The organism is Exiguobacterium sp. s149, from assembly GCF_018618395.1.
Taxonomy (GTDB): Bacteria; Bacillota; Bacilli; order Exiguobacteriales; family Exiguobacteriaceae; genus Exiguobacterium; species Exiguobacterium chiriqhucha.
In genome coordinates this window covers 242,366-264,425 of sequence record NZ_JACSLZ010000001.1, presented here as the reverse complement: position 1 = coordinate 264,425, position 22,060 = coordinate 242,366, and the positions used below count along the sequence as shown (strand labels likewise).

Here is a 22,060-nt window from a genome sequence, read left to right as displayed (position 1 = left end):
ACTTATATATTGTTGCCTAACGAGACAGAGGCTAAACCCATTCTTTCAAATTAGAGGAGGAGACTTATATGAAACAGGCACAGCATCTTATCGTATCAGGCCGGGTCCAAGGGGTCGGCTTCCGTTACTTCGCGCAAGCGACTGCCCTTGAATACGGCATCACAGGTTGGGTCCGGAATTTGAATGATGGGACGGTTGAACTTCAAATCGAAGGAGACGCGGAGAGACTCGAATCCTATAAACGCGCCCTCTATAACGGGAATCGTTTTGTCGGGGTCGAACGGATTGAAGCGGAAGACACGACGGTCGAATCATTCCGGAAGTTTGATATCCGTTATTGACCATTTTTCTCATTTACAGCTAGTCAGTGAGTGCGACCAACCGATAATTTGTAAATTAAGGGAACGGTTCCATACAATAAATCCACATTTTAAAAAATTAAACATCATTTTTATGGATAGGGTGGTCAAAAAAATGAAAGTGTGTATAATGGAATAGACCAAGCGGTTTATTGTCAGAAAATTTAGTCATTTGATTCATTGGTAACACGGAAGGTATTACATGTATGTGGAGGTAGTTGTATGAAAAAATCGACATTATTCCCGTTAGCATTCACGATTTTCGCATTATTCTTCGGGGCCGGGAACTTGCTGTTCCCACCGATGCTAGGTGCGATGGCAGGACAGAACCTCGTCCCAGCCCTAGTCGGCTTCGTCATTACCGGCGTCGGGCTACCATTACTCGCGCTCTTCGCAGTCGCGCGGGTAGGCGGTGGATCTGACCAAATCGCTCGGTATATTCCGAAGCGACTTGCGCTCGTCTTGACGGGATTAATGTACGTGGCGATTGGACCGTTCTTCGGGATTCCACGGACGGCAGCAGTCACGTATGAGATGGGAGTCGTACCGTTCCTCGGTGCGCCATCTACACTCACGCTCGCAATCAGTTCAACTGTCTTCTTCGGTTTGACGTTCTTCTTGACGTTACGCGCTCAGAAATTGATTGAAGTCATCGGACGCATCATTACACCGATTCTCTTGCTCTTGCTTGCGGCAATCGGAATCACGAACCTCGTGGCTCCACTCGGGAAGCCGGTCGCACCAGCAGAAGGATATGAGACGTGGATTGGCGCTCTCGGGGAGGGCTTCAAACAAGGCTACTTGACGATGGACGTCTTCGGCGCTCTCGTCTTCGGCGCCATCGTGCTCGTCACGCTTAAAGCGAACGGGATGACGGACCAGAAAGAAGCATCTTCACTTCTTCGGACGTCTGGAATGCTCGCTGTCACGTGTTTGATGCTCGTCTATATCTCGCTCGGGTCGATTGGAGCGAACATGACAGGCCAAACAGGAACGACAGACGGAGCAAGCTTGCTTCAAGCGTTTGCAGGTTCATCTTTCGGACAAGTCGGAATGCTCGTACTCGGGGCTGCGGTCTTCCTCGCTTGTTTGACGACAGCGGTCGGACTCATCACTGAGTTCTCACGCTTCATCAGCAACACGTTCGAATCACTCAAGTATTACCAAGTCGTCATCGCGACGACATTGTTCGGCTTCATGATTTCACTCGTCGGACTTGGTATGTTGATTGAAATCGCAGTACCGCTCCTCACGCTCTTGTATCCGGTCATGATCGCACTCGTACTCGTCTCGATTACGGAGCGGATTCAACGCAACCCGCATGTCGCCATGAAGGCGACTGTATATACGGCCCTCGTTCTCTCGATCTTCGAGACGACACACGGATTGGCGCCGTCAGCAGCAACAGCTTGGATCACGAACTTGCCGATGGCTGAGATCGGACTTGCTTGGGCAGTTCCAACATTGATCGTGTATGTGATCACACTGTTTTTACCGAAAAATCGTTCCAACCAAGCACTCGCTCAATCACGCATCTCATAAGCAAGTGTTTGAACACCCATCCTCTGGTCAAGGATGGGTGTTTTGCTGTCTTATCGTTTGCTCATTTCATTCATCAACAAGTAAAATGAAAGGATGAAAAGGAAGTGACATACATTGACGACTAAACAAAAGAAACAATTGGCGATTCTCATGTTGAACATGTTCATCGCTGTAGCAGGATTCGGGATTATCATACCGATTATTCCTGATTATTTGAAGATGATTGGAGAAGGCGGCACCGCTGCCGGACTCATGATTTCTGTCTTTGCCGGGGCCCAGCTGCTCATGTCGCCGATTGCTGGGAAATGGGCGGACGTTTACGGCCGCAGGCTCATGATTATCCTCGGACTCATCGGCTTTACCATCTCGATGGGCGTCTTTTACTTATCAGACAACTTGACCGTCCTGTTGATTTCACGAGCAATCGGCGGCGTCGGGGCCGCTCTCTTGATTCCGGCCATCTTTGCTTACGTGGCCGATATCACGACGCTCAAACAACGGGCGAAAGGGAACAGTTATATTTCCGCGGCAATGTCGCTCGGGATTGTCATCGGCCCAGGAATCGGTGGATTCTTCGCCGAATTCGGGTTGAAGGCACCGCTCTTGTTATCGGCGATCGTATCATTCGTTGCCGTCATCTCGTCAATCATTCTATTGAAAGAACCGGACCGTGAACCGTATGTCCAAACGAGTGAGAGTGAATCGTTACCGCGTCAACTCGTGTCGTCGACACGGAAACCGTATTTCTTCGTGCTCGTCATCAACTTGGTCATGGCGTTCGGTTTGATGGCATACGAGTCGGTCCTCGGTCTGTTCGTCAGTGAGACGTTCAGCGCAACGCCGCAACAAATCGCGGTCATGATCACCGGGACGGGAATCGTCAGCGTCATCGTCCAGCTGTTCGCGGTCGACCGTCTTGTCTCGCTGTTCGGTGAGATTAAAGTCGTGCTCATCTTTATCATGCTCGCTGCGCTCGGCTTCTTGTTCTCACTGTTTGCCGGGTCTTACACGATTTTCTTCGCGGTCACGTTGATTATCTTCTTGTCGACGTCAATTTTACGACCGGTATTGAATACGCTCGTATCGAAAATGGCAGATAAAGAGCAAGGGTTTGCGATGGGGATGAACAATGCTTATATGAGCATCGGGAATATCGTCGGACCGACGCTTGCCGGAATCGCCTTCGATATCGATATGCGCTATCCGTTTGTGATGGGGCTCGTCCTGTTGCTCGTGACGTTCGCGGGAACGTTGAATTGGTCGAAACGTAACACGGCGGCCACGTTCGAACAATAAGTTGAGGAGGGAATGTGATGATTTATGTCGGTGTGACGGGGTGGGGAGACCATGATTTACTGTATACGACCCCAGAAGAACGAAAACATAAACTGTCGACCTATGCGGGGCATTTCCCGACCGTTGAAATCGATTCCTCGTTTTATGCGATTCAACCGGTAAAGAATTACGAGAAATGGAACCAGGAAACGCCGGAAACGTTCCAATTCATCGTCAAAGTTTCCAGGGAAATGAGCGGGCATGACCGGGAACCGAAGCTGCCCCTCGCCGAGCTGTTCGAGCGATACAGGACGTCCGTCGAACCGCTGAAACAGGCCGGGAAGCTACGAGCCGTGCTCGTCCAACTCCCGCCCTGGTTTGATGTCTCGAAGCCACATCTCGATTATTTACGGACAATCCGTGACGAGTTGCGCGACTATGACATCGCCATCGAGTTCCGGAACCCGACGTGGTTCTCGGAGGCGTTCCGGGAGCGGACGCTCGCGTTCTTGGCGGAACAACGTTTCATCAATACGATTTGTGATGAGCCGCAAACGAAAGAGAGCAGCATCCCGTTCGTCCCGGTCGTGACCAATCCGGATGTGGCCGTCGTACGTTTGCACGGCCGCAACACCGCCGGCTGGCTTCGAAAACCGGGCATGACGAGCCAGGAATGGCGTCACGTACGCTGCCTGTATCGCTATAGTGAGGATGAACTGCAGGAGCTCGCCGCGGCCCTCAAACAAGTCGACGAAACAGCGAAGTCGGTGTACGTCTACTTCAACAACAACTCGGCCGGCGACGCGGTACCAAACGCCAAACGGTTGATTGAGATTCTCGGTGCCGAATATGAACTCGCCCCGAGCCAAATCAGTCTGTTCTAGGAAGGGGGATCGTCTTGAGAACGATTACGATGTTTCATTATAATGACTTACATTCGAAATTCCATAACTGGCCGCGGTTCGTCTCGTTTTTGAATGAGCATCGGACGGACGAGACGCTCGTCTTCGATCTCGGCGACCATGCCGACCGCACCCATCCGGCGACAGAAGTGACGCGCGGACAAGTGAACGTCCGACTGCTCAACCGGATTCGACCGACGGCGGTCACGATCGGCAATAATGAAGGCATCACGTTCCCGCACGACTGGCTCGCCCATCTGTATGACGAGGCCGCGTTCCCAGTCCTATTAGGGAACGTCTATCAAGCAGCTGGTGAACGGCCAGAATGGGCGTCGGAGACGCTCATCGTCGAACGAGAGGGAATTCAGATCGGGCTGTTCGGGGTGACCGCGCCGTATGAAGAGCTTTATCCTGAACTCGGTTGGGCCATCGAAGCACCACATGGGGCAACGGCGCGTGCCCTCGAGACACTTCGAGACTGCGACGTCATCATCGCGCTCAGCCATCTCGGCTTTTATGCCGACGAGCGGCTCGCCGAGGCGTTCCCAGAAATCGATGTCATCCTCGGAGCCCATACCCACCACGTACTCGATGAAGGTGTCGTCACGAACGGCGTCCTGATCGCGCAGGCCGGTAAATACGGACAGTACGTCGGGCAAATCGAGTTGACTATCGAAGGAAAGCGGGTCATCGAGAAACGGGCTTGTCTCCACGATGTATCGGAGCGCGAACCTGATGAAGCGACGGTCGCGGTCCTAGCCGCAGAGTATGGTCAAGCCGAGCGTCTGCTCGATGTGACGATTGCCGAGACACCAGGTTATGAAAGTGACTGGTTCGGTCCGTCAGCCATCGGAGACCTATTGGCGAGCGGACTCGCGGACTGGTGTGACGCCGAGTTGAGTATCATCCCATCCGGTGTCTTGTTAGAAGGTTTGCGCCCGGGCCACGTCACGCTAAATATGTTGCACCGGATTTGTCCGCATCCGATCAACCCTTGTCTCTTGACGCTTGACGGGGCTACCCTCGTTCGATTTTTGAACGACGTCCAAGAAGATGCGTTCACGACAATGCATGTCCGTGGCCTCGGTTTTCGCGGGACGGTGCTCGGTAGCCCGATCCTCCATGGAATCGACAGCCGACACGGTCGCTATTCGATTAATGGTGAGGAAATCAAGCTAGACGGGACGTATCGTGTCGCCACGGTCGACATGTTCACGTTCGGACCGCTTCTTCCGTATTTGGCCGATCAGCCGAAGCGTTACTTTATGCCGGAACTGCTGCGTGACGTGTTACGCGAGACGATCGTGACCCGTCATAATGCCATCCGAAAAGGATAGGGACGGGACCGGTCGGCATGCTATGATAGAACAGTGGAGGTGTGAAACATGATTAGAGTGAATCGCCATGGCTATACCGTCATTGAAGAGAAACGTGACGGTTTTGACGAGGAAGCGTTCATCGCACGCTATAGCGACGTGCTTGATAAATACGATTATATCGTCGGGGATTGGGGCCACGGACAACTTCGGTTGAAAGGGTTCTATGAGACGAAGTCCAAGTTCGCGACGTATGATAATCGAATCGATCACGTGATGGATTACGTGTATGAATACTGTAACTTTGGGTGCCCGTTCTTTGTACTCAAAAAAGAGACGGAAATCGATGAGGCGGAAGACGGTCCAGTCTTCGGTGGCACGAAACAACCGCTCAAACTGAAACGCAAATTCAATAAATCGGAAGAAGTCGAGCCTTCGACCGGTACATGACGCGCTGATGACATCAGCGCTTTTTTGTTACATTTATTTTCCAAATGTTTCTTTTAGGTGAAAAGACGGTGTGACAGGTTTAGGGATAGGAAATCTGTGATAACTTATATTTAAGGTTATTGTTTCTGTTCGGGTTTTTGTGGGTTTTGGAAGTGAGGTGGAAGTATGCAACACGTACAAACGGCGACCGTCGGTGACCGCGATGACGTCCATAATCGAATTCATAATTTCGGCTTGGGCGTACTGGCGATGTTGTTCTTCGGGTTCGGGAGTATCATGACGTTTTACTTCACCGCCGCAGTCCTGATTTATGAGGTTGTCCACGTCTTGCTAATCCGCCGCTTTGAATATCGTCAGGCGTTTTTGAGAAGCCGCCTCTTTAAAATTATTTCGTTGGCGGTAGTGGCCACAGGTGTGCTCTTATTTATCGTATCGATGTCACAGTTTTTCATGGGCAACATCATGTATTGAAGGGAAAGGAAAAACCTTTTCCCTTTTTTCGTGTTTTTTTGAAACTTTTCGTGAAGTGATGACGTATACCGAAGAGAGAACTCAAAAAAAGGATGATGAAAATGACTGCACAACTTAAGCAACATGCACAACAAATGTTAACTGGTAAGCGTTGGCTACTCGCCGGGCTATTAATTTTGTTCGTAGTCTTGAACGGGATTCCACAATCGTTCGCGCCTCCTGTAGACCCTGAAGCGGTCCCAACAGCGGCGGACACGGGACTTACGTTCTTGTCGCTCCTCCTCACATTATTGATTGCGCCGCTCGCAATCGGTTGGTCTTGGCTCGTCCTGTCTGTATCGCGCGGTGACAAGCCTGCTGTCTCGACGTTGTTCGAGCCGTTCAAAACGGGATACGTCAAGCACGTGCTCGCCCCGTTCTTCATGGGATTGTTTATCTTCCTTTGGTCGCTGCTCCTCGTGATTCCGGGAATCATCAAAAGTTTCTCGTATTCTCTCACGTATTACATCTTACGTGACCAGCCGGAATTATCGGCTCTCGAGGCGATCACCGAATCACGCCGGATGATGGACGGGCATAAGATGGACGCGTTCAAACTCGTCCTCTCGTTTATCGGTTGGTTCCTTCTCGGGGTCATTACACTCGGCATCGGTTTCTTGTACGTCTATCCGTACTTCACGACGACGTATGCGACGTTCTACGATTCACTTCGGAAAGCAGAACAACCGCAGACGAACCATGTCGAGACAGATTTTGAACAAGGATTCTAAACGAAAACCTCCGCTCATCGAGAGCGGAGGTTTTGTATTAGGCGTTGACTTCTTGTTTTTGAAGGTAGGGCTTGAGCGATAACGTGTGTTCGGCGACGACTTTACGAATCGTCTTCGTCTTCGATCGCATGACGAGTGACGTCGTCTCGACAATATCGTCCGTCAAGAATTTTACGCCGTCCAGCAATTCGCCCGATGTGACGCCTGTCGCCGCAAAGATGCAGTCGTCGCTCTTGACGAGGTCGTCAAGCGTGAGCAATTGGAGCGGGTCCTCGATGCCCATCGAGATGACACGTGCCGTCTCTTCTTCATTCATCGGGTGGAGGCGTGCCTGCATGTCGCCACCGAGCGCTTTGACGGCCGCTGCCGTGATGACGCCTTCTGGTGCGCCGCCCGTACTGATGAAGATATCGATTGGGTTCGACTTGACGGCTGCTGCGATTCCCGCCGAGACGTCGCCGTCTTCGAACAGCTTGACGCGTGCGCCCATGTTCATCGCCGCTTGACGGAAATGTTCATGACGATCACGGTCTTGCATGATGACGGTCACTTCCTCGATGCGCTTGCCGTTATAAAGGGCGGCTTTCTCGATAATCGACTCAAGCGGTTCGTCGAGTGAGACTTTGCCTTTTAAATTCGGGCCGACGACGAGCTTATCCATATACATATCTGGTGCGTGGAGGAGGGCGCCTTTATCCGCGACCGCGATGACGACCATGGCGTCCCCGAGTCCTTTGGCGACGATCGATGTCCCTTCGAGCGGGTCAACGGCGATATCGACTTCTGGTCCGAACGTCGTCCCGAGACGTTCCCCGATGTATAGCATCGGTGCCTCATCGAGTTCACCTTCACCAATGACGACAGTTGCATCCATATTGATTGTACCGAGTACTTCACGCATGGCCGATGTCGCTGCGTCATCCGCTTCATTCTTCTGACCACGACCGATCCATTTCGATGAGGCCAATGCTGCTGCCTCGGTTGCTCGTACGATCTCTAACGCTAATTCTCGTTCCATAGTGTTGTACCCTCCACATGATATCTATTTAATGTGACATACTAATAGTTGTGTTAATCCGTGGATTAGTGTATCACAATTACGTAAATGATGTAAATAGGAGAGATTCTTTTCTCGAACGAGAAAAAGGATTACTATAGGAGGCAGGGGGGATTGCGATGTATTTTGTAAACAGAGAAAAGATTAACGAGACGTTGACCCATATGGAAACGATGCTCAGTCGACTCGACCAATTAGAGGGGGACGCGTTCACCATCGAGCTGGCGAAACAACGTTTGGCCGTTCACTTGATGGAGGGCGTGATTGACGTCGGCAACTCGATGATTGACGGGTTCATCATGCGTGACCCGGGCAGCTATGAGGATATTGTCGACATCTTGCTCGACGAGCGTGTGCTCGACGCCGAGACGGCCGAAGCGACGAAAGCGCTCGTCGGATTACGGGCGCACTATGTCAGGGAGTTCGTCACGGCAGATTCGGCCCGGTTCGACGCCTGGGTCGACCGTGATAAATCAACGTTCGAGGCATTCCCAGAGCAGGTCCGACGCTATCTCGAGGTGGAGCTCGGTCCTGTATCAGCATTTTTACCAGAAAGCGAGTGATTGGATGAATCCGATTAAAGGATACTTATTTGATTTAGATGGCACGATGTATGCGGGGACGGCCCCGATTCAAGCAGCGGTCGATTTCGTGAATCGACTCGAGGCGACCGGCTTCCCATACTTATTCGTCACGAACAACGCGTCGATGACGCCGGAGCAAGTGGCGGATAAACTTGTCTCGATGGGAGTGCATGTGACGCCTGAGCACGTATTGACAAGTGCGATGGCGACGGCCCGTTATATCGAGAAGATGACGCCAGGGGCGACGATTTACATGATTGGGGAAGATGGCCTGCGCCTGGCGCTCGAAGAACGCGGTTTCCATGTGACGGAAGAGGCGAAGGCGGATTACGTCGTCGTCGGGCTCGACCGAAACATCACATACGAAAAGTTGGCGAAAGGCGCGCTCACGATCCGCTCCGGCGCTCGTTTCATTTCGACGAACGGCGATATCGCCATTCCGACTGAACGCGGCTTTTTACCAGGGAACGGTGCGCTCACGTCCGTCTTGACGGTGACGACGGAAAAAGATCCGTTCTTTATTGGCAAACCGGAACCGGTCATGGTCGATATCGCGCTTGAGATGATTGGTCTCACGAAAGAAGAAGTCGTCATGGTCGGGGATAACTACCATACTGACATCTTGTTCGGGATCAACGGCGGGATTCGGACGCTCCACGTCAACTCAGGCGTACATGGTCCGGCTTTCATTCAGGAACAAGAAAAACTCCCGACCTATATGGTCGAGAGCTTGGACGAATGGACGCATGCATGAAAAAAAGGGATGACATGATTGTCTCCCTTTTTGTTTAGAATACTTGTTCGACTTCAACGATGCCAGGTACTTCTTCGATGAGCGCGCGCTCAATCCCGGCTTTCAATGTAATTGTTGAAGATGGGCAGCTGCCGCATGCACCCATCAAACGAAGTTTGACGATGCCTTCTTCTACATCAACGAGTTCGACGTCACCGCCGTCGCGAAGCAAGAACGGGCGTAATTTATCGAGTACTTCTTGGACTTGATCAAACATTTCCATGGTATCTACCCCTTTCTGGTTCTCTTTCATTCTAGCAAGTTTGAGATTGTTTCTCAATCATTAACGCTGAGCGTTTTGTGACGATGCCCCTTCTTGATTTTTGTATAATAGGAAAGAAGAGGGGGAATGGATATGAAAATCACCGTATATGGGGCCGAAGTACAGTGTGCGAGCTGTGTCGGGGCGCCGAGCTCGATTGAGACATATGAATGGTTGCAAAGCGCATTGGCACGGAAGTACCCGAATCAGGCGTTCGAATTCGAGTATATCGATTTTGAGACGGCGGACGATGACATCGCCGAAGCAATCAAGCAGGACGAGTGGTTCTATCCGCTCGTGCTCATCGATGGGGAAGTGGTGGACGAAGGGGTCGTCCAACTTCGGAAAGTCTATTCGGCCATCGAACAGACGACAGCATGAAAAGAGTCGAGCGACGATTGTCGTTCGACTCTTTTGCGTTATAGAAGACGGAACGACGACGTCGCCGAACCTGACGTGTAACCCGTGAGCGTCGCATCAGATTTCACTTGATACGTCCCACGTTGTGATGAAGAGGTTGTTGAGAGCGTGAACGTGATGGCGCCCGTTGAACTTGTCTTGCCTGTTCCTGTGAGCGTCGCGCCGTTTGGCTGTGTGACCGTCACACGGACGTCGGCGTTCGCGACCGCTTGGCCGTTCGAATTCCGGACTGTTGAAGAGATGGAGACGACTTCACCAGCGTAGTAAGTTGATTTCGATGTCGATACTGTCGTCGTGAGCGCTTGGACCGGTTGCGTCGTGCCGCCAGCCGTCGGTGCTTGCACGAGTCCGTTCCCGAACCATGTGTCACGTCCGGCCGTTCCGAGGTCGATTGAATCTTGTGATAGTTTCGTGCGGAGTTGCGAGCTCGACAACGTCGGGAACGCTTGCTTCATGAGTGCTAGGTTACCGGCGACGTAAGGTGTCGCCATCGATGTCCCGCTCATTTGACCGTAGCCGCCGTTCGCGAGTGTCGAGTTGATGCTCACACCTGGTGCCGCGACTTCGACCGTACTACCTGTCGCCGAGAACGAGGCGCGGTTATTGTTGATGTCCGTCGCCGCGACGGCGATGGCCGAGCTGTAACGGGCCGGGTAGTTGACGAGGTCGCCTGTACCGTCAGAGCGTCCGTTGTTACCGGCTGCCGCGACGACGAGGATACCCGCGTTATTGGCGCGATCGACGACTTGTTGGAGCGTCGTCGATGGACTTGTCGTCCCGAGACTCAAGTTGATGACGTCCATATCGTTCGTGATCGACCAGTCAATCCCGGCGATGATACTCGAGAGGCTACCACTACCGTTGGCTTCGAGTGCTTTAACGGCATAGATGCTCGCCTCATGGGCAATCCCGACCGTTCCGATGCTGTTGTTGCGGGCACCGATAATCCCGGCGACGTGCGTACCGTGACCGTTGTCATCCGCGTATGAGCTCGTGACTGTACTGAACGAGGCACCACCAGAAATCGTCAAATCAGGGTGCGGCGAGATTCCGGTATCAACGACCGATACTTTCACGCCTTTCCCGGTGTAGCCACTCTGCCAAGCTGATGGAGCTTTCAACTTCGGAATGCCCCAGTCTTGCGTCTGATTTTCGATTTGTACCGTTTGATCGACTTCCACGCGGGCGACGTTCGGGTTGTTCTTCAAGCCATTCAAGGCAGCCTTCGGTACTTCGAGCGCTGCGGCCGGAAGGTTTTTGTACTGTTGGCGAACTTCCATGCCTTCAATCGAGAGCGGGATGTTCTTCGCCGATTCCTTGAAGACGACGATGACACGTTCTTTCTCTTTGTTCGGGGCGGCTTCTGCGCCTCCTGGAACGGTTGACAAGACGAGCAGTGAGGCGAGGACAGTGCTGCAAACTTTTTTCAACTTGTTTCCTCCTTCGGGTTATGTAGGCGAGGTGACGCGATGTCGAACTGCCGTGCCCATAGAGTAACAAGTTTTCCCATCGGGTAGAATATGTCAATGGAATTAAAAATCTGAATATTTAGATAAGGATACAGGGGATTCAGATACAAGACTTTTGACTCAAGGAGATGGCCGCAGAACGTCAAATCGAACACGTTACACAAAAAAACGGGTGACCGTAAAGGTCGACCCGTTCATGTTATTTAATGACTTTATGTTTCCAAAGAATTCCGGACTTGAGTAGCCGAGCGACTTTGCCGGTGAGCGACTGTTTGCCCATGAAGACGCCGAAGCCGGCCTTCTTCCCGAGCGAGCCGAGCGTTCCTCGAAGTTTGATATCTGGTAAATCCGGATAACTGACGCCTTTCCATTTACAGAGCAACACTTGGACGATCTGTTCCGCTTGCGCTTCCGCAAGTTGACCGGAAGGTGCATACGGAAGGCTGGCGTTGTCTCCGACGACGAAGATGTCCGGCTGTTCCGGGACGTAATGGTGCGGTGTCAATTTGACGCGCCCGCCGCCATCGAGTTCCCATCCTTGATTTCGGACGACGGCGACCGGTTGAATCCCAGCCGTCCAAACCGTCAAATCAGACGGGAAGTGTTGCTCGTGATTCCATAGGCCGTCGGCGTCGACCCGGACGATATTCGACTGGTTGATGACCTCGACGCCGTGCTCTTCGAACCAAGACTGGACATACATCGAGACACGGCTCGATAGGAACGATAAGACCGATGGGCCACGGTCGAACAAACGGACCGTCAAATCGGGACGGCTCTCGCGTAGCTCGCTGGCGAGTTCGACACCCGATAATCCAGCGCCGACGATTGAGACGATTGAACCGGGTGACAGACCGTTGATGGCTTGTTGGGTCTTACGTGATTCTTCTAACGTTTGGATGCTGTACGTGAACTCGGCTGCACCAGGCACATTGTGATACTTGTCCTCGCAACCGAGTCCGATGACGAGGTCGTCATACGGTACTTTTTCACCGCTCGCGAGCAGAACCATCTTGTCGCCTGCGTCGATATCGGTGACTTGACCGTATATGTAATCGATCTCTTCTGGAAAATCGATACGGATATCGCGATCCGATACGGTCCCCGCCGCAAGTGCATAATACTCTGTTTTTAACCCATGGTAAGGTAGACGGTCGATGAGTGTGATCGATACATCCTTCAGCTGATGGCCGAGGACGCGTTCGATTACACGCATACCCCCGTAACCGCCTCCCAAGACGACTAATTTGCGCATAAAAATCCCCCTTTGTTACACTTCAACTGTATCATGTTATAATACGCCGTAGAAGAACCATTTTCCTGTTTTGAGGGAAAGGGGAAGGGTGAATGACATGATGAATCCGATCATTGAGTTCTGTGCCTCCAATTTGGCGATGGGCTCGCAAATCGCCCGGGCCAAACTAGAGTCCGATCCAGACCTGGATGTCGTTGAATACGGCTGTACAGGCTACTGTGGCGTCTGTTCGCTCGACTTGTTTTGCCTAGTCGATGGCGAGGTCGTGACGGGAGATACGCCAGAGCAACTCGTGACGAACGTATATGAAAAAATTGAAGAAATGGCTTGGTGAAAAAGTTTGAAGCAACTTCAAACTTTTTTTATTTTGACTGTTTTGACCCGTTGCATTTTTAAAAAGGGTCTGTTATATTCAAAGAGGTTCGAATGTAGGTTGTCTGACGTTTAACAACATAAAAAGAAAGCGTTTCAAACGGTAGGACATATCTCGATTCGGGTATATCACAATATCAGGTTTCCCCAATATGAAAGGAGCACAACACCAATGAATATCATGAGCGTGGTTGGTATTTTGGCACTAATTGGAATCGCTTACATCTTCTCAACCAACCGTAAAGCCATCAAATGGCGTACCGTTCTTGCCGCTTTCGCGGTACAGTTTACGTTCGCTTTCCTCGTCCTCTTCACATCAGCAGGACGTAGCGCGTTAGAATGGATCTCAGGAGGCGTTCAGAACGTCTTGAACACAGCAAATGACGGAATCGCCTTCGTTTTCGGTACAGCTGTAGGAGGGGACAACTTCGTCTTCGCATTCCAAGTGTTGCCGATTATCATTTTTATGTCTTCTTTAATCGCTTTGCTTTACTACCTCGGTGTCATGCAATGGGTCATCCGAATTCTCGGTACAGCCCTTGCGAAAGCTCTCGGCACATCACGTAAAGAGTCGCTCTCAGCGACGGCAAACATCTTCGTCGGTCAAACGGAAGCACCGCTTGTCATCAAGCCTTACCTTCCAACGATGACACAATCGGAGCTCTTCGCCGTCATGGTCGGGGGACTCGCGTCGGTTGCCGGTTCGGTTCTCGCTGGATACGCTGCCCTTGGTGTACCGCTCGAGTACTTGCTCGCAGCGAGCTTCATGGCTGCACCTGCTGGTCTCTTGTTCGCCAAAATCATCGTTCCTGAAACAGAAGAGTACAATGATGACATCGAAATCGCTGAAGATGAAGAGGACAAAGCAGCGAACTTCGTCGATGCAGCCGCTCGCGGTGCGTCTGACGGTCTCTTCCTCGCCTTGAACGTCGGTGCGATGCTTCTCGCCTTCGTTTCATTGATTGCGCTCGTCAACTTGATTCTTGGTGGAATCGGCGGCTTGGTCGGATTTGAGAGCCTCTCACTTGAATTGATTCTTGGTTACGTGTTTGCACCACTCGCGTTCGTCATCGGTGTACCGTGGGCTGATGCGGTTCAGTTCGGTAGCTTCCTCGGTCAAAAACTCGTCTTGAACGAATTCGTTGCCTTCTCTGAATTCGCACCAATCATCGGTACTGGTGAACTTTCAGCACGTACGGAAGCGATGATCGCCTTCGCACTTTGTGGATTCGCCAACATCTCGTCACTTGCAATCCTTCTCGGTGGTCTCGGTGGAATGGCACCGAACCGTCGGAACGACATCGCACGTATGGGTGTCCTCGCGATTCTCGCAGGTACGCTTGCCAACTTGATGTCAGCCACGCTTGCTGGTCTGCTTCTCTAATCAAATCCGATATACCCAGAGTGATCACTTCGGTGGTCACTCTTTTTTGTGAAGACGTTTATGAACGCACAGCAAAACCCGACCGTATCGGCGGTCGGGTTCTACAGTCCGTGACGAGTCACGTCCACTTCTTGAAGTTTCGGCCAAATGGCTTGCCAATTCTTATTTTGGATCCGCGCTTGATAAATGTGGTGATGCGGGGATACGTCTGCAAATGCTGGGGTCGGTCGCAGCCTCAATTCGATGATGTCATCAACACCGTAAGGCGCGGCCACGATCAAGCGGTCGTTCGCATCGAGGCTGACCCCGATGGCGGTGACGGTCTCGGGGAAATGGGCCAAGGCGTCGATCGCCGACTGATAGGGCGGCAATTGATTAACCAGATGCATCCGCGCTTGATTTTTGACCGACCACGGGACGGTCGGGGACAGGACGTGTAATTGTGCCTCATATTCTTTTTCAATCGCCTCGTCAATTTGAGACCGGTCAAAGTAGATGACATCGACGTCCTCGGTCGGCGTTGGTGTTGGATAGCCATGCACGTCATCCCATATCTTCGCCCGCACGTATCCGGCACAGATCCACCAGTCGGGTAGCTCGAGGGAAGCGACGTCTTTCAAGAGACCCCTCAATTCCGAATCATTCTCTAAAAAGTGAGTGACCTCTTCAATCGTTTTCAAGTGATTCCCTCTTATTCTTCCTCAAGCATAACGCAACCATACAAAAAAGCACCTATTTCTAGGTGCTTTTCGCATTAAGCCTGGAGTTGCATCCGCTGGCGTTCGATCCACGGCTTCAACTTGAGGAAGAGGGGGACGAACAAGGCGCTAATCAACAACGCTTTGATGAGGTTGAACGGCAAGATGCCGTAGAGGACGAGGTCCGTTTTAACTGCCGGTTGCGCCATCTCGGTCATGCCGAAGAAGAACGCGTAGGCTGGTAAGATGAGTAAATAGTTCAAAATCGCCAAGCTGAGTGCCATCGTGATCGTACCGGCCACGAGACCTGAAGCGAGCGCTTTATTCGTTTTACGTTTATGGTAGAACCATGCGACCGGATACATGAAGGCGACTCCTGCAAAGAAGTTTGCGACTTCACCGACCGGAACGCCGCCACCGTTAAAGACATAGTAGAGGACGTTTTTTAGAGCGACGACCACGACGCCTGCGAGTGGGGAGAAGACGATCCCGGCGACGAGCGCGGGAATGTCACTAAAGTCCACTTTTAGAAATGGTGGTAGGAAAGGCAGCGGGAAGTTAAAGAGCATGAGGACAAAAGAAATGGCCCCGAGCATCGATAGCGTCACCAGTGTTGTCAATCGTTTGTTGCGCGTTGTTTTCATCAAAATCTCTCCTTTTGTCGCTCCTTGATGAATGGCACCCGTCGCATAAAAAATCCCGATTGCATCATACAATCGGGAGAGGTTACGCGCATACGAAATAGATGTTTTCCGTCGCGGAAGAGACCACGTCAAAGAAAACATCCGGATATCGGTCGGATGCCGCCATCTTCTCCCATCCAGACTTTACTGTCGGCTTTCGAATCTCACGAAATCAGCAAGCAACGCCTTGCTCGCTCACGGGCTGAGAAGATCATGTCTTCAATACCGCCGGTCGGGAATTTCACCCTGCCCCGAAGATGGAACGATTTAATTTTTTTTGTTACAGTTTAGTTATACAAGATATTTCACAAAATCTCAAGTCAGTTGACTTGAAGTTAAGATAATGAAGGAGGAGTTCAGATGATTCATTTGACAGAGTCAGCTGCATTACAAGTCATCGATATGATGAAACAGACAGAACACCCCGAGAATCAGTACTTGCGCATCAAGGTCCAAGGCGGAGGCTGCACCGGTCTCTCGTACGGAATGGGATTCGATGAAGATAAAACGGATCGAGATATCCAATTCGACCATCACGGCGTCCGCGTCATCGTCGCCGAAGCCGACCATGGGGTCGTCGACGGGCTCGAAATCGACTATAAGCAGTCGATGCTCGGAGGCGGGTTCACGATTAAAAATCCGAACGCCATCGCCACGTGTGGATGTGGTTCGAGTTTCCGGACGGCGTCGAACGCCGGGACACCTGGAGATTGCTAAACGAAAGGCCAATCGTGTGGACGATTGGCCTTTTTCGATTCAGTCGGTTTCTTCCATCAAAATCAAGCGAATCACTTTGGATGTCGCATTCAATTCGATGTGATGTTGCCAAGGGCGGAACGCCGTGATTTTGCATGTGTCGGTCGTGATTTGGAACGAACAGACGCTCTCTTCTTCTTGGTCAAGCACTGAGTAGCGGCTGAAATCGGATAAGCTTTGGTAGATGGCGTATTGTTTCGGTAACTCACACGTCCATCCTTTTTCTAACATGATTTGATGCATGGGTCTCGCCTCTTTCTTCTATCATATATATAAGAATAACAAAAAAATTCAAGGATGTGGAAGATTAGTCGAGAGGAACCAAGGGAAAATGAAAAGAGATGTCATTTTTATGTAGGAGGGGTAGGGACGATGAGAAAAGTATTGATATTCGGTGGGTCACGCTATTTTGGAAAGCGGTTGGCGCTTCGCTTGGCGGAGACCGGTGATGATGTGACGATTGTGACGCGTGGACAGCTCCAAGTGCCAGAGGCGGAAGGCATTCGTTCCATCAAAGGGGACCGACAGTCGGTGGCGACGATGAAAGATTTATCGCGCGACCGTTACGACCTCGTCTATGACAATATTTGTTTCAATCCATATCAGGCGAAAATCGCATCGGACGCGTTCATGGATCAAGTTGGCAAATATGTGCTCACGTCGACGATGTCGGTCTATGCACCTGGCGCCGATTTGAAAGAAAGTGACTTCAATCCGCTTCATCATGACTATCATCTCGAGTCCGATCACGACTATGGACAAGGTAAACGAGAAGCCGAGTCCTACTTCTTTCACCGCGCCTCGTTCCCGGTCACGACCGTCCGTCTGCCGATCGTCTTAGGTCCAGACGACTATACGGATCGTCTCAAGTTTTATATCGATGCCGTCCGTCGAGAAGAGCCGATCGTCCTGCATCATCCCGAAGCAAAGATGGGCTTTATCTCAAGTTTTGAGGCGGCGTCGTTTTTAGAGTGGGTCGGTCGGGCCAATGTGACCGGTCCGTTCAATGCGGCGAGTGAGGGCATCATCTCACTCGGTGCACTCATGGAGCGGATTGGCCATCATTTAAATAAACCGGTCCAAATCATCAAAGACGGCGAGTCGTCGCCATATGATACGGACGTCGACTATTACATGTCGATTGCCGAGGCGAAAAAGGCCGGCTTCGTCTTTACCCAACTCGATGACTGGCTCGATCGGGTCATCCTCCAAACCATCCGTAAATGAAAATGGCCCTCATCGCGATGATGAGGGCCATATCTTTATTTCCCGGCAAATACCGAAGTTGAGTGTTGCGGGTGACGCGCTGTCGGGTCGACGAGCTGCTTCACTTGGTTGATGGCGATTGGGGCTTCTCCGAAGCCGGTCGCAATCAATTTCACTTTTCCTTCATACGTGGCGATGTCACCGCAAGCGAAGATGCCGGCGACCGTCGTCTCCATGCGTGAGTCGACGCGGATTGTGTTCTTCTCGAACTCCATGCCCCAGTTTTTGATTGGGCCGAGTGACGAGACGAAACCGTAGTTACAGATGAGGTCATCGATCTCGACGAATTTCGATTCGCCGTCTTTGTCCGTCAATTCGACCGACTCGATGTGCGTCTCACCTGAGAGTGATTCGATGTTATATGGCGTCCAGACGTTAATCGTCGAAGCTTTCATCTGTTCGACCGTATGCTCGTGGGCCCGGAAGCGGTCACGGCGATGAACGATATGGACTTCTTTGGCGATGCCTTCGAGCATGAGTGCCCAGTCGACGGCAGAGTCGCCGCCACCGGCGATCATGACGCGACGGTCACGGAACTTCTCCATGTTGTCGACGAAGTAATGAAGGTTCGCATAGTCTTCGCAACCATCGAGGCCGAGCGGTCGTGCGGCGAATGCCCCGTTCCCAGCCGTGATGATGATGGCTTTCGTATGGTACTCATCTTTATTCGTCGTAATCTGGAACGTGCCGTCTTCAAGACGCTCGACCGTTTCAACGGTCTCCCCGAGACGGTAGTCTTGTTCGAACTGATCAGCCTGGGCTTTCAATTGGTCAATCAAATCTTGGGCCTTCACTTTCGGGAAGCCCGCGATGTCGTAAATATATTTTTCTGGATACAATGTCGACAATTGTCCGCCGAGTTGTGGCAAACTTTCAATCAACGCCGTATCAAGTTGGCGCATACCTGCATAAAATGCGGTGAACAGTCCGACCGGGCCGCCACCGATGATGATCACATCTTTCGTCGATTTCATCGAATTCCTCCTCAAAACGTATACATCTATTATAGTGACAATCGTGAATTAAATCCATTCTGTACAAACATGCTACACATTCAAAAAAATTTCAAGAAGATATGCTTTTCCATTGAGAAAACAAAACAAACAGCGTACAATGAACGAGAAGCAATTGTGAACATTGGTTGAACAAGGTTTGGGCTTTATTGTGAACACTCATGTGAAAAAACACACAACATGATTGTTCAAGAAAACAAAACTATCAAAACAAGGTGGAAATGAACATGAAACGACCTAACATTGTTATTCTTGGCGCAGGTTTCGGTGGACTCATCACAGCGGTCAACCTCCAGAAGACGCTCTCAGCTGGCGACGCGAACATCACGCTCATCAACAAGCATGATTACCATTACCAGACGACGTGGCTTCATGAGCCAGCGGCCGGAACGATGAAACCGGATCAAGCTCGCATCTACATCAACGACGTCGTGAACCCGTCACGTGTGAAATTTGTCAAAGGGATCGTCGATCGCGTCGATACTACGGCAAAACAAGTCTTGCTCGTAGACGGTTCAGCAGTTGAATATGATTATGTCGTGTTCGCGCTTGGCGGCGTACCGGAGACATTCGGTATCCCTGGCCTTAAAGAGCATGCGATGACAATCAGCTCGCTCAACAGCGTCCGTAAAATCAAAGAACATATCGAGTACTCGTTCGCTCAATATAAAACGAACGGTTCAGCTGACCGCTCGTACGTGACGATCGTTGTCGGTGGCGCCGGCTTCACAGGAATCGAGTTCCTCGGTGAGCTCGTCAACCGTGTGCCTGAGCTTTGCAAACAGTATGACGTGCCACGTGAAGCGGTTCGCATCGTGAACATCGAAGCCGCTCCGACTGTACTTCCTGGTTTCGACCCAGAACTCACGACGTATGCGCAGAAATGGCTCGAACGAAACGGCGTCGAGATGAAACTCGGAAACGGCATCAAAGGCGTTGAGCCTGGTGTCGTCACGTTCGGTCCACTCCAAGGTGACACGACAGAGACGATTGAAGCGAACACGATTCTCTGGACAGGTGGCGTCAGCGGTAGCCCGATCGTTGAGAAGTCTGGTTTTGAAGCGGTCCGTAACCGTGTCATGGTCGAGGCGGACAACCGTGCCCCTGGTCACGACAACGTCTTCATCATCGGTGACTGCTCGGCTGTCATGGATCCGGTCTCAAACCGTCCATACCCGCCGACTGCCCAAATCGCGACACAACAAGCGCACAACGTGGCGAAAAACATCGCAGCACTCATCAACGGGAAATCAACTTCGAAGTTCACGTATGAGAGCAAAGGGACAGTCGCATCACTTGGCCATAACGACGGCATCGGTATCGTCATGGGCAAAAAGATCTTCGGTCGCAACGCTTCATTCATGAAGAAAGTGATCGACAACAAACACTTCCTCGAATTGAAGAAGTACGGTCTCGTCCTCAAAAAAGGTAAATTCTAAGCCATATATCTGAGTGGCCCGCTCCTAGGAGCGGGTCACTTTTTTATTGTCGGTAGGGTGCGGTTCACCTTTGACCTAAGCGCAGACGATTCGGTATAATAGACAACGGGAAAAGGGGGCAATCGCATGCATATCATCCAGGCTGTCATTGGGGCGATTCTTTATTTGGTCATCTTCTTCAGCATCGGCTTCATTTTGAACATGCTACTTAAAAAAACATGGACGCTCGTGTTCATCTATCCGATTTTCGTCATTATGATGATTGATAACGTCAAGCTCTCGAGTTACATCACGGAGACATCGACCGCGCTCGCCAACGTTTACGAACGGGTGCTCGGACTTCAGTTTTTGGATGTGTTCATGCTTGGTTTCGGACTGCTCGGTGCGATTTTGGCCGGCGTCACGATCCGCTACTTGCGTAAGAGTGGTTACTCAATGTTTTAAAGACGGCAGAAATGTTCGTCTTTTTTGTTTTCTGCCTACTTTTTTAGAAGGCGAACCGATATACTAGATAAGATAACGATTTAATTAGTAAGGGATGCGATGAGAATGACATTACCGATGTATACGATCAAGAAAGTGTTGAATAATAGCGTTGTCATTTGCCAACATGATCCGGAACCGGAAGTCATTCTACTCGGGAAAGGGATTGGCTTCGGCAAGAAAGCGGGCGATCTCGTCGACCCGGCCAGTGTCCCGGAGAAAGTGTATCAACTGACAGATAAAGAAGAGCAATCACAATACCGTGAGCTCGTCAAACACGTCGATGAAGACTTTATTGCCTTCATGCAAGAAATCGTCGGGTTTATCGAGAACAATACGGGCAAAAAAGTCGATCAACATATTCATATCGGTTTGACTGACCACTTGTTCTTCACGATGAAGCGGATTGAACAAGGGATGGAAGTCACGAATCCGTTCTTGCTTGAGACCGAATCGCTCTATCCGAACGAGTACGCGCTCGCCGAACGTATCGTCGATATGATTCACGAGCGGCTTGACGTGTTATTGCCGGACGCGGAAATCGGTTTCATCGCGCTCCACATTCATTCGGCGACGACGTTCAAAAACGTCCTCGAGGTCAATCGACACAACCAAATTATCGGGCAGATCGTTCAGACGATTGAGAGTCGTTTGAACGTCAAAATGGACCGGAGTTCACTCGATTATAAGCGCTTACTTCGGCACTTAAGGTACGCCGTTGAGCGGGTTGCGACGGGTGAGATGGTGGAGGCCCCACAAAAAATTGAAAAGGTATTGCGCGAAGAATATCCGCTATGCTATAGTACTGCTTGGGAGCTGATGGGCATCATGGAACGCGAATTAAAGCGTCCGGTCCCGCGAGGTGAAGCGACATATTTGACGATGCATCTCCAGCGCCTAACAAGTAGATAACTGATACCACGTATCTTACGTGTTACTGATTCGATCAGGCATGAGTAAGGAGTGGAACGCAACGATTTCTCTATTAGGAGAGGTCTACGTTCTATACCTTATTCATGCCTGTTTCTGTTTTTATAAACG

26 protein-coding genes and 1 riboswitch are annotated in these 22,060 nt (G+C 51.1%); of the genes, 18 read left to right on the top strand and 8 right to left on the bottom strand.

From position 1 onward, the window contains the following. The first annotated feature begins 68 nt into the window (after window positions 1–68). The 8 genes from KNP81_RS01325 to KNP81_RS01290 all read left to right on the top strand — a co-directional run bounded on the left by KNP81_RS01325 (window position 69) and on the right by KNP81_RS01290 (window position 7,085). A complete protein-coding gene (locus KNP81_RS01325) occupies window positions 69–341 on the top strand; it encodes an acylphosphatase (RefSeq protein ID WP_214714519.1) in 273 nt (90 codons plus the stop codon). A 240-nt stretch (window positions 342–581) separates the two neighbouring features. Beyond that, window positions 582–1,901, top strand: a complete 1,320-nt coding sequence (brnQ, locus tag KNP81_RS01320; RefSeq protein WP_214717647.1) for a branched-chain amino acid transport system II carrier protein — start codon at window positions 582–584, stop codon at window positions 1,899–1,901. A gap of 114 nt (window positions 1,902–2,015) precedes the next feature. After that, window positions 2,016–3,197: an MFS transporter gene (locus KNP81_RS01315; RefSeq protein ID WP_021065505.1), complete on the top strand. Its 1,182-nt coding sequence runs from the start codon at window positions 2,016–2,018 to the stop codon at window positions 3,195–3,197. A gap of 17 nt (window positions 3,198–3,214) precedes the next feature. Continuing rightward, window positions 3,215–4,060 carry a DUF72 domain-containing protein gene (locus KNP81_RS01310; protein ID WP_214717645.1) on the top strand — a complete coding sequence of 282 codons (846 nt, stop codon included), beginning with the start codon at window positions 3,215–3,217 and terminating at the stop codon, window positions 4,058–4,060. Between the two features lie 14 nt (window positions 4,061–4,074). Then, the gene (locus KNP81_RS01305; RefSeq protein ID WP_251130219.1) at window positions 4,075–5,415 is read left to right on the top strand and encodes a bifunctional metallophosphatase/5'-nucleotidase; all 1,341 of its coding nucleotides are present in this window, start codon (window positions 4,075–4,077) and stop codon (window positions 5,413–5,415) included. 48 nt (window positions 5,416–5,463) lie between these two features. After that, window positions 5,464–5,844 carry a YutD family protein gene (locus tag KNP81_RS01300; protein ID WP_058764068.1) on the top strand — a complete coding sequence of 127 codons (381 nt, stop codon included), beginning with the start codon at window positions 5,464–5,466 and terminating at the stop codon, window positions 5,842–5,844. Between the two features lie 165 nt (window positions 5,845–6,009). Beyond that, complete coding sequence (locus tag KNP81_RS01295; RefSeq protein WP_214717642.1) at window positions 6,010–6,315, top strand: hypothetical protein; 306 nt, start codon at window positions 6,010–6,012, stop codon at window positions 6,313–6,315. A 101-nt stretch (window positions 6,316–6,416) separates the two neighbouring features. Next, the gene (locus tag KNP81_RS01290; RefSeq protein WP_214717640.1) at window positions 6,417–7,085 is read left to right on the top strand and encodes a DUF975 family protein; all 669 of its coding nucleotides are present in this window, start codon (window positions 6,417–6,419) and stop codon (window positions 7,083–7,085) included. Window positions 7,086–7,122: 37 nt separating this feature from the next. On the opposite strand, the gene glpX is transcribed toward KNP81_RS01290, so the two are convergent. Further along, complete coding sequence (glpX, locus tag KNP81_RS01285) at window positions 7,123–8,103, bottom strand: class II fructose-bisphosphatase (protein ID WP_021065511.1); 981 nt, start codon at window positions 8,101–8,103, stop codon at window positions 7,123–7,125. Window positions 8,104–8,261: 158 nt separating this feature from the next. Here glpX and KNP81_RS01280 point away from each other — a divergent pair, with 158 nt between their 5' ends. Continuing rightward, window positions 8,262–8,705: a DUF86 domain-containing protein gene (locus tag KNP81_RS01280; protein ID WP_214717638.1), complete on the top strand. Its 444-nt coding sequence runs from the start codon at window positions 8,262–8,264 to the stop codon at window positions 8,703–8,705. A gap of 4 nt (window positions 8,706–8,709) precedes the next feature. Next, window positions 8,710–9,480, top strand: a complete 771-nt coding sequence (locus KNP81_RS01275; RefSeq protein WP_214717636.1) for a TIGR01457 family HAD-type hydrolase — start codon at window positions 8,710–8,712, stop codon at window positions 9,478–9,480. A gap of 34 nt (window positions 9,481–9,514) precedes the next feature. Here the strand turns inward: KNP81_RS01275 and KNP81_RS01270 are convergent, their stop codons facing one another. Then, window positions 9,515–9,772, bottom strand: a complete 258-nt coding sequence (locus KNP81_RS01270) for a NifU family protein (protein ID WP_228617585.1) — start codon at window positions 9,770–9,772, stop codon at window positions 9,515–9,517. 96 nt (window positions 9,773–9,868) lie between these two features. Here KNP81_RS01270 and KNP81_RS01265 point away from each other — a divergent pair, with 96 nt between their 5' ends. Beyond that, entirely contained in the window at window positions 9,869–10,162 is a 294-nt protein-coding gene (locus KNP81_RS01265) for a DUF1462 family protein (RefSeq protein WP_029595112.1), read from the top strand. A gap of 38 nt (window positions 10,163–10,200) precedes the next feature. Here the strand turns inward: KNP81_RS01265 and KNP81_RS01260 are convergent, their stop codons facing one another. Together KNP81_RS01260 and KNP81_RS01255 are read right to left on the bottom strand one after the other, a co-directional pair. Beyond that, window positions 10,201–11,631: a S8 family serine peptidase gene (locus KNP81_RS01260; RefSeq protein WP_214717634.1), complete on the bottom strand. Its 1,431-nt coding sequence runs from the start codon at window positions 11,629–11,631 to the stop codon at window positions 10,201–10,203. A 238-nt stretch (window positions 11,632–11,869) separates the two neighbouring features. Then, on the bottom strand, window positions 11,870–12,925 hold the full coding sequence (locus KNP81_RS01255; protein WP_021065516.1) for an NAD(P)/FAD-dependent oxidoreductase: 1,056 nt from the start codon (window positions 12,923–12,925) through the stop codon (window positions 11,870–11,872). A gap of 97 nt (window positions 12,926–13,022) precedes the next feature. Between KNP81_RS01255 and KNP81_RS01250 the strand changes: the two genes are divergently transcribed. Both KNP81_RS01250 and KNP81_RS01245 read left to right on the top strand, forming a co-directional pair. Beyond that, on the top strand, window positions 13,023–13,259 hold the full coding sequence (locus KNP81_RS01250; protein ID WP_021065517.1) for a YuzB family protein: 237 nt from the start codon (window positions 13,023–13,025) through the stop codon (window positions 13,257–13,259). Between the two features lie 210 nt (window positions 13,260–13,469). Then, window positions 13,470–14,681 (top strand): NupC/NupG family nucleoside CNT transporter, encoded by a 1,212-nt coding sequence (locus KNP81_RS01245; RefSeq protein ID WP_214717632.1) that lies wholly within the window; start codon window positions 13,470–13,472, stop codon window positions 14,679–14,681. A gap of 101 nt (window positions 14,682–14,782) precedes the next feature. Here KNP81_RS01245 and KNP81_RS01240 read toward each other — a convergent pair whose 3' ends face one another. Further along, window positions 14,783–15,361: a nucleotidyltransferase family protein gene (locus KNP81_RS01240; protein WP_214717631.1), complete on the bottom strand. Its 579-nt coding sequence runs from the start codon at window positions 15,359–15,361 to the stop codon at window positions 14,783–14,785. Window positions 15,362–15,435: 74 nt separating this feature from the next. Beyond that, window positions 15,436–16,023 (bottom strand): ECF transporter S component, encoded by a 588-nt coding sequence (locus KNP81_RS01235; protein ID WP_031199812.1) that lies wholly within the window; start codon window positions 16,021–16,023, stop codon window positions 15,436–15,438. A gap of 160 nt (window positions 16,024–16,183) precedes the next feature. After that, window positions 16,184–16,325: riboswitch (FMN riboswitch) on the bottom strand. 97 nt (window positions 16,326–16,422) lie between these two features. On the opposite strand from KNP81_RS01235, the gene KNP81_RS01230 reads away from it, so the two are divergent. Then, window positions 16,423–16,779 carry a HesB/IscA family protein gene (locus KNP81_RS01230; protein WP_021065521.1) on the top strand — a complete coding sequence of 119 codons (357 nt, stop codon included), beginning with the start codon at window positions 16,423–16,425 and terminating at the stop codon, window positions 16,777–16,779. A 39-nt stretch (window positions 16,780–16,818) separates the two neighbouring features. Here the strand turns inward: KNP81_RS01230 and KNP81_RS01225 are convergent, their stop codons facing one another. Then, window positions 16,819–17,061 (bottom strand): hypothetical protein, encoded by a 243-nt coding sequence (locus KNP81_RS01225; protein WP_214717630.1) that lies wholly within the window; start codon window positions 17,059–17,061, stop codon window positions 16,819–16,821. Between the two features lie 129 nt (window positions 17,062–17,190). Between KNP81_RS01225 and KNP81_RS01220 the strand changes: the two genes are divergently transcribed. After that, window positions 17,191–18,045: a Rossmann-fold NAD(P)-binding domain-containing protein gene (locus tag KNP81_RS01220; RefSeq protein ID WP_214717629.1), complete on the top strand. Its 855-nt coding sequence runs from the start codon at window positions 17,191–17,193 to the stop codon at window positions 18,043–18,045. A 35-nt stretch (window positions 18,046–18,080) separates the two neighbouring features. Here KNP81_RS01220 and KNP81_RS01215 read toward each other — a convergent pair whose 3' ends face one another. Next, complete coding sequence (locus KNP81_RS01215; protein ID WP_034778371.1) at window positions 18,081–19,058, bottom strand: NAD(P)/FAD-dependent oxidoreductase; 978 nt, start codon at window positions 19,056–19,058, stop codon at window positions 18,081–18,083. A 266-nt stretch (window positions 19,059–19,324) separates the two neighbouring features. Here KNP81_RS01215 and KNP81_RS01210 point away from each other — a divergent pair, with 266 nt between their 5' ends. From KNP81_RS01210 to glcT, 3 genes are all read left to right on the top strand, one after another. Continuing rightward, complete coding sequence (locus KNP81_RS01210) at window positions 19,325–20,536, top strand: NAD(P)/FAD-dependent oxidoreductase (protein ID WP_214717628.1); 1,212 nt, start codon at window positions 19,325–19,327, stop codon at window positions 20,534–20,536. Window positions 20,537–20,662: 126 nt separating this feature from the next. Continuing rightward, window positions 20,663–20,980, top strand: coding sequence for a YuiB family protein (locus KNP81_RS01205; RefSeq protein WP_021065526.1), 318 nt, complete (start codon window positions 20,663–20,665; stop codon window positions 20,978–20,980). Between the two features lie 105 nt (window positions 20,981–21,085). After that, window positions 21,086–21,931, top strand: coding sequence for a glucose PTS transporter transcription antiterminator GlcT (gene glcT / locus KNP81_RS01200; RefSeq protein ID WP_021065527.1), 846 nt, complete (start codon window positions 21,086–21,088; stop codon window positions 21,929–21,931). Window positions 21,932–22,060: the final 129 nt, after the last annotated feature.